Annotated in this window: 8 protein-coding genes; 6 read left to right on the top strand and 2 right to left on the bottom strand. The window is 54.2% G+C overall.

Translation table 11 applies throughout. From position 1 onward, the window contains the following. Positions 1–38: 38 nt before the first annotated feature. Both sprA and ruvA read right to left on the bottom strand, forming a co-directional pair. A complete protein-coding gene (gene sprA / locus HQ37_RS00660) occupies positions 39–6,749 on the bottom strand; it encodes a cell surface protein SprA (RefSeq protein WP_036878850.1) in 6,711 nt (2,236 codons plus the stop codon). Positions 6,750–6,764: 15 nt separating this feature from the next. After that, positions 6,765–7,370 carry a Holliday junction branch migration protein RuvA gene (gene ruvA / locus HQ37_RS00655; RefSeq protein ID WP_036878833.1) on the bottom strand — a complete coding sequence of 202 codons (606 nt, stop codon included), beginning with the start codon at positions 7,368–7,370 and terminating at the stop codon, positions 6,765–6,767. A gap of 591 nt (positions 7,371–7,961) precedes the next feature. Between ruvA and HQ37_RS00650 the strand changes: the two genes are divergently transcribed. The 6 genes from HQ37_RS00650 to HQ37_RS00625 are packed head-to-tail and all read left to right on the top strand — an operon-like array spanning position 7,962 to position 14,579. Then, positions 7,962–8,897, top strand: coding sequence for a glucosaminidase domain-containing protein (locus HQ37_RS00650; RefSeq protein ID WP_036878831.1), 936 nt, complete (start codon positions 7,962–7,964; stop codon positions 8,895–8,897). Positions 8,898–8,929: 32 nt separating this feature from the next. Further along, positions 8,930–10,096, top strand: coding sequence for an AIR synthase related protein (locus tag HQ37_RS00645; RefSeq protein ID WP_152566741.1), 1,167 nt, complete (start codon positions 8,930–8,932; stop codon positions 10,094–10,096). 47 nt (positions 10,097–10,143) lie between these two features. Next, positions 10,144–11,232, top strand: coding sequence for a peptide chain release factor 1 (gene prfA / locus HQ37_RS00640; RefSeq protein WP_036878824.1), 1,089 nt, complete (start codon positions 10,144–10,146; stop codon positions 11,230–11,232). Between the two features lie 29 nt (positions 11,233–11,261). After that, a complete protein-coding gene (gene pyrF, locus HQ37_RS00635) occupies positions 11,262–12,098 on the top strand; it encodes an orotidine-5'-phosphate decarboxylase (RefSeq protein ID WP_036878822.1) in 837 nt (278 codons plus the stop codon). 27 nt (positions 12,099–12,125) lie between these two features. Continuing rightward, positions 12,126–13,169 carry a UDP-3-O-(3-hydroxymyristoyl)glucosamine N-acyltransferase gene (gene lpxD / locus HQ37_RS00630; protein WP_036878966.1) on the top strand — a complete coding sequence of 348 codons (1,044 nt, stop codon included), beginning with the start codon at positions 12,126–12,128 and terminating at the stop codon, positions 13,167–13,169. 24 nt (positions 13,170–13,193) lie between these two features. After that, on the top strand, positions 13,194–14,579 hold the full coding sequence (locus HQ37_RS00625) for a bifunctional UDP-3-O-[3-hydroxymyristoyl] N-acetylglucosamine deacetylase/3-hydroxyacyl-ACP dehydratase (RefSeq protein ID WP_036878819.1): 1,386 nt from the start codon (positions 13,194–13,196) through the stop codon (positions 14,577–14,579).

Below are 14,579 nucleotides of genomic sequence, written 5' to 3'. Positions count from 1 at the left end.
GCTGGAGGGCAGGTACTCTCGAGTGCATAGCACTCCTCTTAGATGTCGAGCTTGAAGACTAAGCTCACACCATACTCCCTCATACGTAGCGGATACCCAGAGTGTGCACGAGTATTCCTCGTAAACTTCTTGCTGAGATCCATTCGAGTATTCACGAGTGGTTCGTACTTCGTGAATTCATAAAATCCCTTGATGTTGAGGTAACGATGGAGCTCCAGTTCGATACCCATTCGGGTGGTATCCTCTTGGTTGCCATCTATGGCATAGCTGCGCCCAGTATTGAGGTCTCGAAGTACCCCGAGGCTATACTTGCGGCCGATCTTGACCGAGAGCTTGAGCCCTCGCTCCTCTCCTGGCTTGCTCTTCTTCCCCCATAGTGCCCCGATGTCGTGGGTTGCATAGTCGAAGGCTATTCCCCATTCATTGGCGTGCATCTCAGTCAGTCTCATGGAGTTCATGTCTAGTGTGAGTGCTCTCTGTCGCTTCCATGTAGAGTTGAGGGAGGTTCGTTTGTCGAATTTCAATTCGAAGCCTATCAGCGGAGATAGCTCCTCCAGTAGTGAGACAGAGGCCACATCATAGTCTGCTACCGAGGGTTCTCCTACTCGTTCCCCTACGGGTACTCTATAGTGATTAACCTGGTACACCCCTTTGTAGCCATGTCGGATCACAAGGTCGTGAATGGGGATACCCCACAATCGCTTTCTCTTGATCCCTGAGTAGCTGATCTCCCAGTTGGGTAGCATGGAGAGCACCGAGGGTAGGGCTGTGAGTTCTACACCCTCCCCTGAGGTAAGCAACCCATAAGCTGCTCTGAAGGCTGGAGCGAGGGTCATAGAGCGGGAGCTTCGTCCCCCCTTGTGTCGGGCTTCGATGGATTGCTTGAGCTGCATCAGATGGGTGTAGGTCTGGCTGGCGTAGTGCTTCTCTCCACGAGGGCGTTCGAAGATGCCCCCAAGGCCAATGGTTGTCATCATCATCTCGCCCGTATGCTGCACAAGCCGACCAGCCTGGGAGTACAGATATTCTGAGCGATGGGTATGCCTGTGTTCTCCGAAAAGGTGGATGCGCAACCGATGACTAGGGCGTAGGCGTGCATTCACATAGAATCTATTGTAATGGGTGAGGACAGCAGGCTGAGCCCTATCCGCCTCAAGGCGAAGCCAGCCCGATTGTCTCGCCTTGTCGAAGAAGGTTGCATCAGCAAACCCCAGCGCATAGCCCAGGCCTGGGGCGAGGCCCAGGGGGGTAGAGGCTTGTCCCGCCCACGAGCCTACATGAGGCCCAAAGGAGGGTAGGAGGGACGAGCGTGTAGACCAGTAACTGAGCTGCAACTCTCGTAGCATGAGCCCGAGGAGCTTGGCTCGCTCTCTGAGTTTGAGCTGCTTCGTCGTGTCGTTGGACTTGTGCTCTTCGTTCGCCCTGCCCTCTAGGGCCAGTAGGTCGGGGAAGAGGTTGTATAGAGAGGCGAAGTTCAACTTTATATGCATTCTCAGCTCCCCTTCGTTGCTGAGTCTATTGGGCAGCTCTGTTCGGCTCGAGAGCAGCATTGCCCCACGATCCCATCGATAGCGTGCGGTATAGCTACCGTCGCACGTTATCCATCTGAGAGGGCGCAAGGTCTCGAGGGGCAGTTTGTAAGTGAACTTGCTCATCTGTTGGTAGCGGATCGGTGTGCCCATGGAAGCGATACTCTTGAGCACCTCCTCTCGCCAGTAAGTGTCGGGGTCAGGGTGTAGATGCCGATCGATCTCAGGCTCTGGTTCGTCGATACGAGCATGTGTATTCATGCTGATCATCGCAGAGGCGTGGGGCACGGGCCGCCACGATACGATGATCGACCTCCTCCACAAGAAGCTCTGACTGTAGCTCCCTGGTAGCTCTTTGATCTGTAGCGTCTTGCCCCTTAGATGTCGCTCCTCGAAGGTTCGCTCTAGCTGGCTGCTGAGGTACACTCGCTCGGGCCATAGCTTCAAGCGGTACTGCCTGAGGTAGTCCTTGAATGCTCCCTTGCTTGGGGAACGAAAGAGGCGCAGACCCTCGAAGGTGGGCAGATATTCGTAGATCGTCCCCATGTGCCAGTACGATCGCTCCTCTCGTGCGATGCTGGGAGAGCGGTAGGAGCTGTGATTGCTCACATAGTGGAGGGTGATGTTGGCCGGGTCATAGGGCATAGGACTGGAGCTTGAGAGGCCCCATCGAGCTCCGTTGATGAGGATATTCTTCTTCAGTAGTGAGGTAGTATTCACAGTTAGGATAGAGTCTCTCATGGCCTTGTTCGCTTGGGCCTCTAGGGTCTTCTCTAATAGTCTGTCGCTATTCCTCGGGTCGTACTGTGGACGGCTGTGCTCACTGACGATCTCATAAACTAGAGGGATGGTGAGCTTGGCCTTTGCGGGGAAGAGCTTGCCGAGATCGAGCGTAGTCGTCGATTGGATTCGCTGCAGATCTTCGCTTTGCCCCATACTAGAGTTCGTCTCTAGATCACCGAATCCTGCCTTGGAGAGCTCTGTCTTGAGCATCGTTAGCCCTAGGTCAGATAGGCCAAGGGATAGGTTAGCCCTCGCTGCCCAGCCTCCCGCATCCTTCACCCCGCTGGCACTTAGTGAATTGACCCAGACCTCTGCTCCGATCTCCTGTGTCGAGGTGTTGCGTAGCCCAATCATGATGACCCGAACTAAGCCCAGAGAGGGATTGCCTCTGAGTCTTATGCGTGCGTTAGGTCGATCGGCGTCGGGAGTGGAGTATTCCCCATCAGAGGAAACCAAGCCTTGTCCGCTCTGCCCCTTCAGGGCGACGAGACGCTCTAGGGGAATGCGCAGCACATTCTCCTTAGGCCACACCGCCTCACGGTCAGACCTAGAGAGAGAGGAGTATTGTCCCTCGGGTGTGAAGCGCAGCGGGATGCTATACTCGTAGTAATTGTGCTGATGATCTGCCCCCAGGCGGACGAAGAGCTCTAGGTCGCCTTCTTCGCCTGCGCTTCGCCCAGCCAGTCGCTCTGCATGGGAGAGTAGCTCGAGGTATTTGTAGTGCCTTAGATCTTGGTTGAGATGCCTATAGACGGCCCTTGTTTCTCCCCCTGATAGTCGCTTTACTCGTAGTGCTAGGGCTTGCTCGTCTTGCTCGACAGCTTCTCCCATCTTGGCACGGATGTTGCGCCGCTGATCAGGAGGTAGGACATAGTTAATGGGTCTGCGATCGAAGTGCTCCTCGAGCCCTACGGCATACATCTCCAAACGGCTCGAGAGGGGTGTTGGATCTCCTGAGAGCGAACGCTCGTACACCTGCCAGGAGCTCCTTACGAGACGAAACTCTGCTAGGCGTAGGTCTTGCCGCTCCTCGAAGCCTTGTAAGACGAGTCTCAGCATCCGCATTGAGCGGAAGTCCTCAACCCCTCCGATAGTTGTAGAGTATGAGCGTATAGGTATGCGGTACAGATACCACTTAACTTCGGTCGTCGTGCCGTTAGGCAGCTGCACTCGGGTCTCTCGCTCCCCTGCGATGTAGCCTGTCTTGGGCTGCATAAGCTCTGGTCGTAGCTCTACACGATACTCGTAGTAGCGGTCTCTGAGGTTGAGTGTGTTGTCTAGAGTAATGTCTTCGCTTTCAGGTTCTTCAGAGGAGATCAATGACTGATTGTCCTGTCTCGTGGGCGAGTTCCCCTCCGTACCATTGTAGTACTTATATCGCTCGAGGATGGGGGTTCGCAGGCTATCGTACCTGGGGGAGAGGTAATGTGCGAAGTCATCGCCTGCGGGGTCTCTGAGTGGGCTATGTGCCTCTTGTCGCCAACGCTCTTGTGTGGTCGGGGAGAGGTGTGTACGCAGCCGTTCGATGTAGCTGCGGTAGGTGGGGTGGATGGCTTCCTCGGCGGAGGTCAAGCCGTCGAGCCCCACATCCTGCCTCGAGCGGATCTGAGGCGTTCGGTCGAAGCCTCCTCTTTGGCTCTGTGCCGAGGGTTTCCGTCCCCAGGGTGTAGAGCCCTCGCCCGAGGTCTCCCCCTCGTCCTCCTCTAAGGCAAATCCGTTCTCGTAGGAGAGTATCCCGTCTCTAAGGACATCCTCCGACATCTCCCCCAGGTGGAGCAGCATCACCCCCCCACGGCTCTCTCTATTGTAGACGAAGGGATCCATCAGCCAAAACTCCAGGTACTCAACCCCCGAGCTCTCGAAGTCTGACTGATCGATGCGTCGCATGATCCCTGCCCAGCTCTGCTCGGCTTGGCTGAGTAAGCCATCGGGTTGCATCCGCTCGAGGGAGAGGTTGTAGGGCCCTCTCTCTCTTGGATAATAGCTTAGGTTGAGCGTGGATAGATAGCCTGGGGCAGATAGCTCTCGCTCCCTAAGGGGGAATAGCTCTCGGATCTCTATTGGACGAGCGTAATGGTTGCTCAGCTGCTCCGCATCTCGCAAAATGGGCGAGGAGGCTGGGCCTCCATGGCTTCGACCCAGGAGCGGATCGACGCTGTACCACGAGAGCCAGGCACGGTCGTAATTGTAGCTGAGCAGCTGCTCGTCTGTGGAGGGGATTGTCCCTTTGCTGTAGGGCTTAGAGGCCAATCGCCAAGCACTAGGGTGGGTGAGGTTGATCCCAGAGGTTGTTGCGTCGAAGTCGTCTATGTAGCTCTCAGACCCTGCACCCTCACCCACCACTAGACGGGCAAACTCGGCCGAGAGGGCCACACGAGCTGGGGCAGTCTGCCGAGCGATCGGTAGCCAGTTGAGTGCATCCTTGAGCCAGGGAGCTTCGTCTTGGTAGTGTAGGTTGAGCCCCCAAAGGGTGTTGCTCAGTGGCCTAGATCCTAGGGGAATTGGTCCTTCGGGGGCTTGCTCCTTCAGGTGCATGAGTGTAGCTCCGAGGCTGAGAGGGCGGCCTAGCTGGAGGTTTAGATCCGCTCCGAGGATCGTGCTACGCTGCTGCTGATCCTCCTCATCGATCGATACCTCGATGGCCTCTCGCCTCTGCTTGATTTGGGCGTTGATGATCTCTATCTGTCCGCTGAGGTAGTCAATGATGTAGTCGCTACCCTCTACGAGCTTAATCCCTGAGGCATATACCTGCACGTTGCCGGGGCGTGCCTGTGGTGGTAGTAGGATCACGCCTGAGGTCCTGCCCTTTGCTCTGCCTGAGAGGACGAAGCGGTCTCGCTCTATTTGCTCAGCGACGTCCTTGGGTGTCCCGGTGTAAAGGGCTGGGAAGGCATACTTCGCCCCCAAGCTCTCTGAGCCGAGCACCCTAGTGAGCGAAGAGCCGAAGGGTTCGAGTAGTGGAATGTAGAGCAACCCCCATGCTGCGTGTAGGGTAACCCCCTCCTCGGCATCGAAGCGGCCATCTGCTCGGCCCGAGCCCTGCTGCCCGATGTAGTCTAGCCTCACGAGGCTCAGGAGTGGGGTCTTGGCCAGTGCTTCTTCTGGAAGGTAAGGCTGAGCTAAGCTCGAGGTGCTCGAGCGATAGAGTAGAGAGAGCTCTATCTCCTCGGCCTCTACCCCCATAGCTCCTAGGTCATAGACATTGCGCATCATGTAGTGCCAGTAGGGAGAGTTTGTCTGAGAATCGCTACCCTTGAGGAGCTTGACAATGAGTGGCCTTGGGCCTAAGTGCTGATCCCCCTCAGACAGTTCACCCACTTGGTAGAGCTTGTCCTCGTAGCTGTACTCATAGGCCACGGCAAGCAGCTCGTTGGGCTCTAGCCTATGCCTAAGGCTAATGTAGCCTAGTGAGGGGTTGAGGGTATATTCATTAGGGCTAAGTCGTCTCGCCGCCTCGATGCGCTCATAGTCGAGCCCTGGGGCGAAGTCGCTGAGCTGCCCTTCGGAGAGCTTAGCCTGCCCCTCGATGATCTTGGAGAGCCTTTCGTAGAGACTATTCGCTCTGTTGTGAGGGAGGCTTGCCCCGAGGGGATGGATGTGTGGATTGTGTATTCGTACTTCCTCTGCAAGGTCTGCAAAGGCGAGGAGTTGTCTCGCCCCCTCGCTGCTTGTGCCTCGACTGATGACCCATACCTCGAGGCGATGCACTTGCAGGGGGGAGCGCACCTGTGGTAGTTGGGCAAGAGCCTCCTCATAGTGCTGTCGGAAGAAGTTGGAGAGGAAGTAATGCCTCCGACGATCGAAGTCCGAGGCCGAGAGCTCGAAGCTCTTCTGTACCCCTCCGCCGTCTACTTGTGTCCGGAGGGTGCGTTGCCGCGAGCGTTGATGGCTAGCGATCAGATCCAGCTGTAGACCGCCATACTCAAGGCGTGTCCGCAGACCAAAGAGGTTGCTGCCGAACTTGATCAGCGAGTTCCTCGGACGAAAGGCCAAATCCCCGACCTCGATCAGTCGGACGAGGTCGCCCTCACGGCCTTGGTAGGTTAGCTTGAGGCTCCGCTGGTCTTGCTTGAGCGTTGCCGAGGTGTTGTAGCCTATGCTTAGGTTTAGGTTTTTCCCGAGCGAAGCCTGTAGGTTGGCTTTGATGGCCTCGTCGAAGTGAAGCCCTATACTCCTCCTGCTCTTGTGGGGCAAGAGCGGATTGTTTGAGGCGCGATCCTTGACGAATGCACTGAGATCTGCACTGCCTCGTAGGCGAAACTTGACCCCACCCGGGCCAAATATCCGCTCTATGGTCGTAAGCCTCGAGAGACTGTCGAGGTTTGAGAGGCTATCCACGAGGCTCTTCTGCAGAGCCCATAGAGCAGATGGCAGGCATAGTAAGACCAAACCAGCCAGTATGGCTAGTGTCTGTCTACGGCCTGCGTTGCTCATCATGATGAGTACGGGAGCTTAGAGCATCTTGAGGCTCTGCTTGATGAGTTCGCCAACCTCTACCTCGGGATCAGTTTTGAGGAGCTGTTTGATGACCTTGGCAGCTGCTTGCTCTGGATAGCCTAGCATCTTGAGGGCTGCAATGGCTTCCTCCTCGAGCTCATTACGTTCAGCAGTGTGAATGGCTAGATTGGGTGCATTCATGAGCACCTCGCCATCCTCTGGCAAGACGATCTTGCCCTTGAGATCGACCAATATTCTTTGGGCAGTCTTCAGGCCAATGCCCTTGACAGCCTTGAGCGGCTCAATTTGTCCGAGGGAAATGATGGCCGAGAGCTCTCGAGGCTGATAAGAGCTTAGGATCACCCGAGCAGTATTGGGCCCTACTCCCGAGACGCTGGTAAGCAGGCGGAAGAGCTCTTGCTCCTCGAGGCTGTAGAAGCCGTAGAGCAGATGGGCGTCCTCTCGGATGATTTGGGTAACGAATATCTTACCCTCACTCTTGCCCGAGAGGGCTGTATAGGTGGTCAGCGAAATGTTTACCGAGTAGCCGACACCTGAGCATTCGACGATGAGGTTCGTGGGGGAGAGATCCACAAAGATTCCCTTGAGGTATGCGATCATAAATGGGAAGAGTTGTTCTGTGAAGTGATGAGGGTCTGCCGCTCTTGTACGGTGGCAGGCACACAAAGGTACACATTTGCTCTTTGCTTCGAGAATACCCATCCTCTCGTCCCTGCACTCGGGTAGGGAATCGTCGAGCTCCTAGTAGTCTCTCGGATGGGCTCTCGGAAGCCCCTCTGCTTTGTTCCTATTTACCTCTTTGTTGAGGCTCTATCCAGCTCTCATTTTCGATCCTATTTGAGTCTCATCTTCGATCCTACTTAGATCTCGATCGAGGCCCTACTTGAGTCTCGATGACGATCCTACTTGGGTCTCCTTCATGTGCCTATTGAGATCTCTGCTGATCTCCTATTACTCTCTTTGTGGAGGGTCGATCAAGAGGGCTCTAGCCCTTCTCGCTGGGCGGGTATTGGCAGGCCGCTCCAGGTCGCATCTCGATCTGTCTGTGTGGGGATTAGGGATAAATTAGTATTTTTGCCTTCGTTATGCTGCGATGCACGAGGGGAGTCTATGGTTATGCAAATGACTATCCTGTTGGAAGCCATTTCTCCGTCTTGTGTCTGATGCAGAGAGTTTTAAGTGCCAATAATTATGAGGAGAAATAGATACATCGCTGCCGTTCTAGCGTTGTCGGTTTGGCTCTGTAGCCTAGGGAGTGCAGAGGCTCAGCAGGTTGTGCGTCAGCAAGTCTTCGCTGACTATATCCTGCGTCATTACAAGGAGGCACAGCATCAGATGGATAAGTATGGCATCCCGGCCAGCATCAAGATCGCCCAAGGGCTGCTTGAGACAGGGGCTGGTAGGAGCACTTTGGCCACCGTAAACAATAATCACTTTGGCATCAAGTGCCATCAAGACTGGACAGGGAAGAAAACTTATCGTACAGATGATAAGCGAGACGAATGTTTCCGAAGCTATGCTCGGTGGGAAGATTCGTATGAGGATCATTCGCTTTTCTTGAAAGAGAGAGAGCGTTATCAAGATCTATTCACCCTCGAGTACGGAGACTATAAGGGGTGGGCCAAGGGTCTTCAGAGTGCTGGCTATGCCTCGAACAAGGGCTATGCGAACAAGCTGATCAAGATCATCGAGGATTATGAGCTCTATGCCCTGGATGAGGGTGCATTGCCTCGGTGGATCAAGGGTCGCTCAGGTAAAGGAGGGGCACGGCAGATACCCAGTCGTTTGTCCCGTTCGACCTACATGAGCTACGGGCTGGTCTATGTGATCGCAGAGCTGGATGATAGCTTTGAGGATATTGCCCAAGATATGGGTATCTCCGCTCGTAAGCTCGCCCAATATAATGATGCCCCCATTGATTACCCCCTTAATAAAGGAGATGTGGTCTACCTACAACCCAAAAAGTCTCGAGCTGCCAAGCAGTATATGAACTACGTCGTTCAGGTAGGGGATTCGATGCACTCGATTGCCCAGCGTTACGGGATCAAACTAAGTAGATTATACAGACTGAACAAGCTAGACGAAGAGTACGTCCCCGAGGAGGGTGATACCATTCGTCTGAGATAGTACAATAAGGAGTATCAGCCCAGCGATAGAGTATTATGGAAGATAGATATATACAGAGAGGCGTCTCAGCCAGTAAAGAGGACGTACACAATGCGATTAAGCATGTAGACAAGGGGATATTCCCCAGTGCCTTCTGCAAGATCATCCCCGATATACTGGGAGGAGATCCTGAGTACTGTAACATCATGCATGCAGACGGAGCGGGTACGAAGTCTTCGCTAGCCTACATGTACTGGCGTGAGACGGGCGACCTGTCTGTATGGAAGGGCATTGCTCAAGATGCCTTGATCATGAATATTGACGATCTGCTCTGTGTCGGGGCGACGGACAACATCCTGGTCTCCTCGACGATCGGCCGCAACAAACTCCTCATCCCAGGAGAGGTTATCTCGGCGATTATCAATGGTACCGAGGAATTGCTCTCTGAGCTTCGGAGCTGGGGCATCAACGCCTATTCTACTGGAGGCGAGACCGCAGATGTGGGCGACCTCGTGCGCACCATTATCGTCGATAGCACTGTTACCTGCCGCATGAGGCGAGCAGACATCATAGACAACGGCCGCATTTCTGGTGGGGACGTTATCGTAGGCCTAGCCTCCTACGGACAAGCCAAGTATGAGGCAGCCTACAATGGTGGGATGGGTAGCAACGGACTGACCTCTGCTCGTCATGATGTGCTCGAGCATGCCCTGGCGGCGAAGTACCCGGAGAGCTTCGATGCAGCCGTCCCTGAGTCCCTCGTTTACAGTGGTAGCCGTTCGCTCACCGAGGAGGTAGTAGGCACGGGACTGGATGCCGGTCGTCTGATCCTGTCTCCTACACGCACCTATGCCCCTATTGTCAAGCAGGTACTGGATGAGATGCGCCCCCGCATCCATGGGATGGTGCATTGCTCTGGAGGGGCGCAGACCAAGGTCATGCACTTTGTCAAGGGCAAGCGCATTGTCAAGGATAACCTCTTGCCCGTGCCTCCTCTTTTTGACCTCATCCATAGGGAGAGTGGCACTCCTGCCCAGGAGATGTACAAGGTGTTTAACATGGGCCATCGAATGGAGCTCTATGTCGCCCCCGAAGATGCCGCTCGCATCATCGAGATCTCAGAGAGCATGGGCGTAGCAGCTCAGATCGTAGGCCATGTAGAGGATGCTGAGAGCAATAGTCTACTGATCCGCTCTCCTTACGGAGACTTGAACTATTAAAATGACGAGACTATAGGTTTTAGTCTGCACTATACTTTATATTATATATGTCTACAGAGAACGATTTGTTGGCACGCATAGAGGGCTTGGAGATCCGCTTCGAGGAGGTCTCCTCCCTCATCACTGCTCCAGATGTTATAGCCGACCAGAAGCGTTTCATGAAGCTCAGCAAGGAGTATCGTGACCTCGAGCGCATCCTGGACAAGGGCAAGGAGTACCGCAACCTGCTGGGTAATATCCAGGAGGGGCGAGAGACCCTGGAGAGCGAGAGCGATGCCGAGCTACGCACCATGGCCCGGGAGATGATCCAGGAGGCTGAGGAGCGCATCCCAGCACTCGAGGAGGAGATCAAGCTCCTACTCATCCCTGCGGATCCCGAGGACGAGAAGAATGTCATCATGGAGATCCGTGGAGGGACTGGAGGTGATGAGGCCGCCATCTTCGCCGGAGACCTCTACAAGATGTACGTCCGCTATTGTGAGAATAGGGGGTGGAAGTGTGAGGTGAGCAGCTTCACCGAAGGAACGGCTGGAGGGTACAAGGAGATCATCTTCTCCGTCTCAGGCGAGGGTGTCTATGGCATCCTCAAGTATGAGAGCGGTGTACACCGTGTACAGCGAGTCCCAGCCACAGAGACGCAGGGGCGTGTGCATACCTCTGCTGCCTCCGTCGCTGTCCTGCCAGAGGCCGAGGAGGTCGATGTAGTCCTTAACCCCGCAGATATCGAGATGCAGACGGCCCGGTCAGGAGGTGCTGGGGGGCAGAACGTGAACAAGGTCGAGACCAAGGTGCAGCTGACCCACAAGCCTACGGGCATTGTCGTGGTTTGCCAGCAGGCCCGTACACAGCTGGCTAACCGAGAGCTCGCCATGCAGATGCTGCGCACCAAGCTCTATGATATAGAGCTGGCTAAGCACAACGAGGCCATCGCTGCCAAGCGTAAGACGATGGTCTCTACAGGAGACAGATCGGCCAAGATCCGCACCTACAACTATCCACAGGGACGAGTAACAGATCACCGTATCAACCTAACCCTGTACAATCTGTCTGCGATCATGAATGGTGAGGTGCAGCCCATCATCGATGAGCTGATCATCGCAGAGAATATCGAACGCATGAAGGAGGCTGCATTGTAAATCTAAATCCCTAAAAGACAAACTACACGATGACTAGACAAGAGCTATTTGAAAATATTCGACGAAAGAAGTCCTTCCTATGTGTTGGGCTGGATACGGATATTCGTAAGATCCCTCAGTTCCTCCTCGAGGACGATGACCCATTGTTCGCTTTCAACAAGCGTATTATCGATGCTACGGCAGACCTTTGCGTGGCTTATAAGCCCAATCTTGCTTTTTACGAGAGTATGGGCTCCTTTGGCCTGCAATCCTTTGAGAAGACAGTGGCCTATATTCAGAAGAATTATCCCGATCAGTTCATTATTGCTGATGCCAAGAGAGGAGATATTGGTAATACGGGGGAGATGTATGCCCGCAGCTTCTTCGAGCATGTGCGGGTCGATGCCATTACGCTATCGCCCTATATGGGGGCAGACAGTGTGATGCCCTTCCTCCAATATCCTGGCAAGTGGGCTATCCTCCTGGCTCTGACCTCAAACGAGGGGGCTTCGGACTTCCAACTACTCAAGGACGATCAGGGCGTGCACCTCTTTGAGCAAGTTTTGAGTAAGAGCCAAGACTGGGGGACAGCCGACAACCTGATGTATGTCGTAGGAGCAACCAAAGCCTCTATGCTAGAGCAAGTCCGTGCAATCGCCCCCGATCATTTCCTACTCGTTCCGGGCGTAGGCTCTCAGCATGGTAGCCTCGAGGAGGTTGCTAAGCATGGTCTCAACGACCACTGTGGTCTCCTGGTCAATGCCTCTCGCAGTATTATCTACGCAGACTCGAGCGAGAGCTTTGCCTCTGCTGCAGCCGAGGAGGCGCAGAAGCTGCGCCGTCAGATGACCGAGATACTCATCAAAAGTAAACTTATAGAGGCCTAATAGCTCAGTAGACACAAATCACGAATGCTGCAATATCAAGCCCAACAGATCGCTCAGCTGATCGACGGCCGCATCTCTGGGGATGCCTCCGTCTCTGTAAGCAACTTTGCGAAGATAGAGGAGGCCGTGGCAGGAGATCTCACCTTCCTTGCCAATCCTAAGTATGAGAGCTTCGCCTATACTACGGCGGCTAGTATTATCCTTGTTCGAGAGGACTTTGAGCCTCGAGAACCCATTGCTTCGACGCTCATCCATGTCTCAGATCCTTATGCGGCTCTAGCTCAGCTCATGCAACTTGTGGCCGAGCAGATAGAGCACAAACCCCAGGGAATTGACCCTCGTGCTGTCATTTCGGACGAGGCTACCCTTGCCCCCGATGTCTATGTCGGTGCTTATGCCTATGTTGAGCCCGGTGTCAAGATCGGCTCAGGAACACGTATATATCCAGGGGCTTATATCGGTAGAGGGAGCACCCTGGGTGAGGGCTGCATCGTCTATCCCCATGTCGTTATTTACCACGGGGTTTCGATTGGTCATCGCTGCATCTTACACTCTGGGGCTGTGATCGGAGCGGATGGATTTGGCTTTGCCCCCAGTCTTGAGGGCTATCGCAAGATACCCCAGTTGGGTAACGTTGTTATAGAGGATGACGTAGAGGTTGGGGCTAATGCTTGTATTGACCGTGCAGTCATGGGAAGTACTGTGATCAAGCGTGGTGTGAAGCTGGACAATATGGTGCAGATCGCTCACAATTGCCAGGTCGGAGAGCATACGGTTATGGCTGCTCAGGTCGGTATGGCTGGTAGTAGCAACGTTGGCTCTTGGTGTCGCCTCGGTGGTCAGGTTGGTGTCGCAGGCCACCTTACGATCGAGGATCGAGTGGAAATCGGCGGACAGACGGGTGTCATAGGCAATATCAAGAGTGATCGTACGCTGCTAGGCTCTCCTGCTATGGATGCAAGTACTGCCCTACGTAGCTATGCTATCTTAGCCCGTCTGCCAGAGCTCCATCGCAAGGTGGGGCAGCTCGAGAAAGAGCTCAAGAGCTTGAGAAACAATCAAAAAGAATAAGACATAAAGCACAAGTATAACAATATGGAAAAACAGATGACACTCAAGGAGAGCTTCTCGCTCTCTGGCAAAGGCTTGCATACGGGTCTGAATATTGAGATTACCTTCCACCCTGCCGAGGCGGGGACTGGCCGTATCATTCGTCGTGTAGATTTGGAGGACTGTCCCGAGATCCCAGCCCTTTCGGAGTTTGTCAAGGGAACGGAGCGCGGCACTGTCCTGAAGAAGGGAGAGGCCAGCGTGAGTACCATCGAGCATGCGATGGCTACGCTCTATGCTTTGGGCGTTGATAACTGTATCATTGATGTGAATGCTCCTGAGTTCCCCATCCTAGACGGGAGTGCTATGGCTTATGTCGAGGCTATCCGTCGTGTAGGTCTCGTAGAGCAAGAGGCTCGTCGAGACTACTATATCGTCAAGCAGCGTCAGGAGGTTGTCTCTGCCGATGGCAAGTCTCGCATCCTGCTGCTGCCTGACGAGAAGTTCGGTGTCGATGTACATATCTCCTTCGACTCTGAGGTCCTGTCCAATCAGTTCGCTTCTCTCGATACCTTGGACGACTTCGCCTCCGAGATCGCCTCTTCGAGGACATTTGTCTTCGTTCGAGAGATCGAACAGCTGCTTGCTAACAACCTGATCAAGGGAGGAGACCTCGACAATGCCCTCGTCATCTATGACCACAAGATGGAGCAGGAGGAGCTCGACAAGCTATGCCACCTCATGGGGGTGGAGTCCAAGAGCTTCCCAGAGCTGGGCTATATCAACAATGCTCCTATCATCTTCCCAAATGAGCCAGCCCGCCACAAGCTCCTTGATGTAATCGGAGACCTTGCCCTCATTGGCAAGCCTATCCGAGGGCGCATCATCGCCTTCTGCCCTGGGCACAAGATCAACAATGAGATGGGGGCTAAGATCCGCAAGGATATTAAGCAGAATGAGAGCCAAGCTCCTCTCTATGACCCCAATCAGCCCCCAGTACTCGATATCAACCGCATTAAGGAGCTCTTACCTCACCGCTTCCCCTTCCTCATGGTGGACAAGATCATTGAGATGGGGATGGATTATATCGTTGGGGTGAAGAGTGTCTCGGGCAATGAGGCATTCTTCCAAGGACATTTCCCCTCCGAGCCTGTAATGCCAGGAGTATTGCAGGTTGAGGCCATGGCCCAAGTCGGAGGTTTGCTCGTCCTCAACACCATCGAAGAGCCTGATAGCTACTCGACCTACTTCCTCAAGATCGACAATGTCAAGTTTAGACAGAAGGTCGTGCCTGGTGATACGCTCATCTTCAAGCTCAAGATGCTTACCGAGATGAGGCGGGGTATGGCTCACATGAGAGGTCTTGCCTTCGTTGGTGAAAAGCTGGTCTGCGAGGCAGAATTCATGGCACAGATCGCAAAGAATAAGTAA

Source organism: Porphyromonas sp. COT-239 OH1446, from assembly GCF_000768875.1.
Classification (GTDB): Bacteria; Bacteroidota; Bacteroidia; order Bacteroidales; family Porphyromonadaceae; genus Porphyromonas.
The sequence above is the reverse complement of the archived record's forward strand: the minus strand, read 5'-3'. Positions and strand labels throughout refer to the sequence as shown.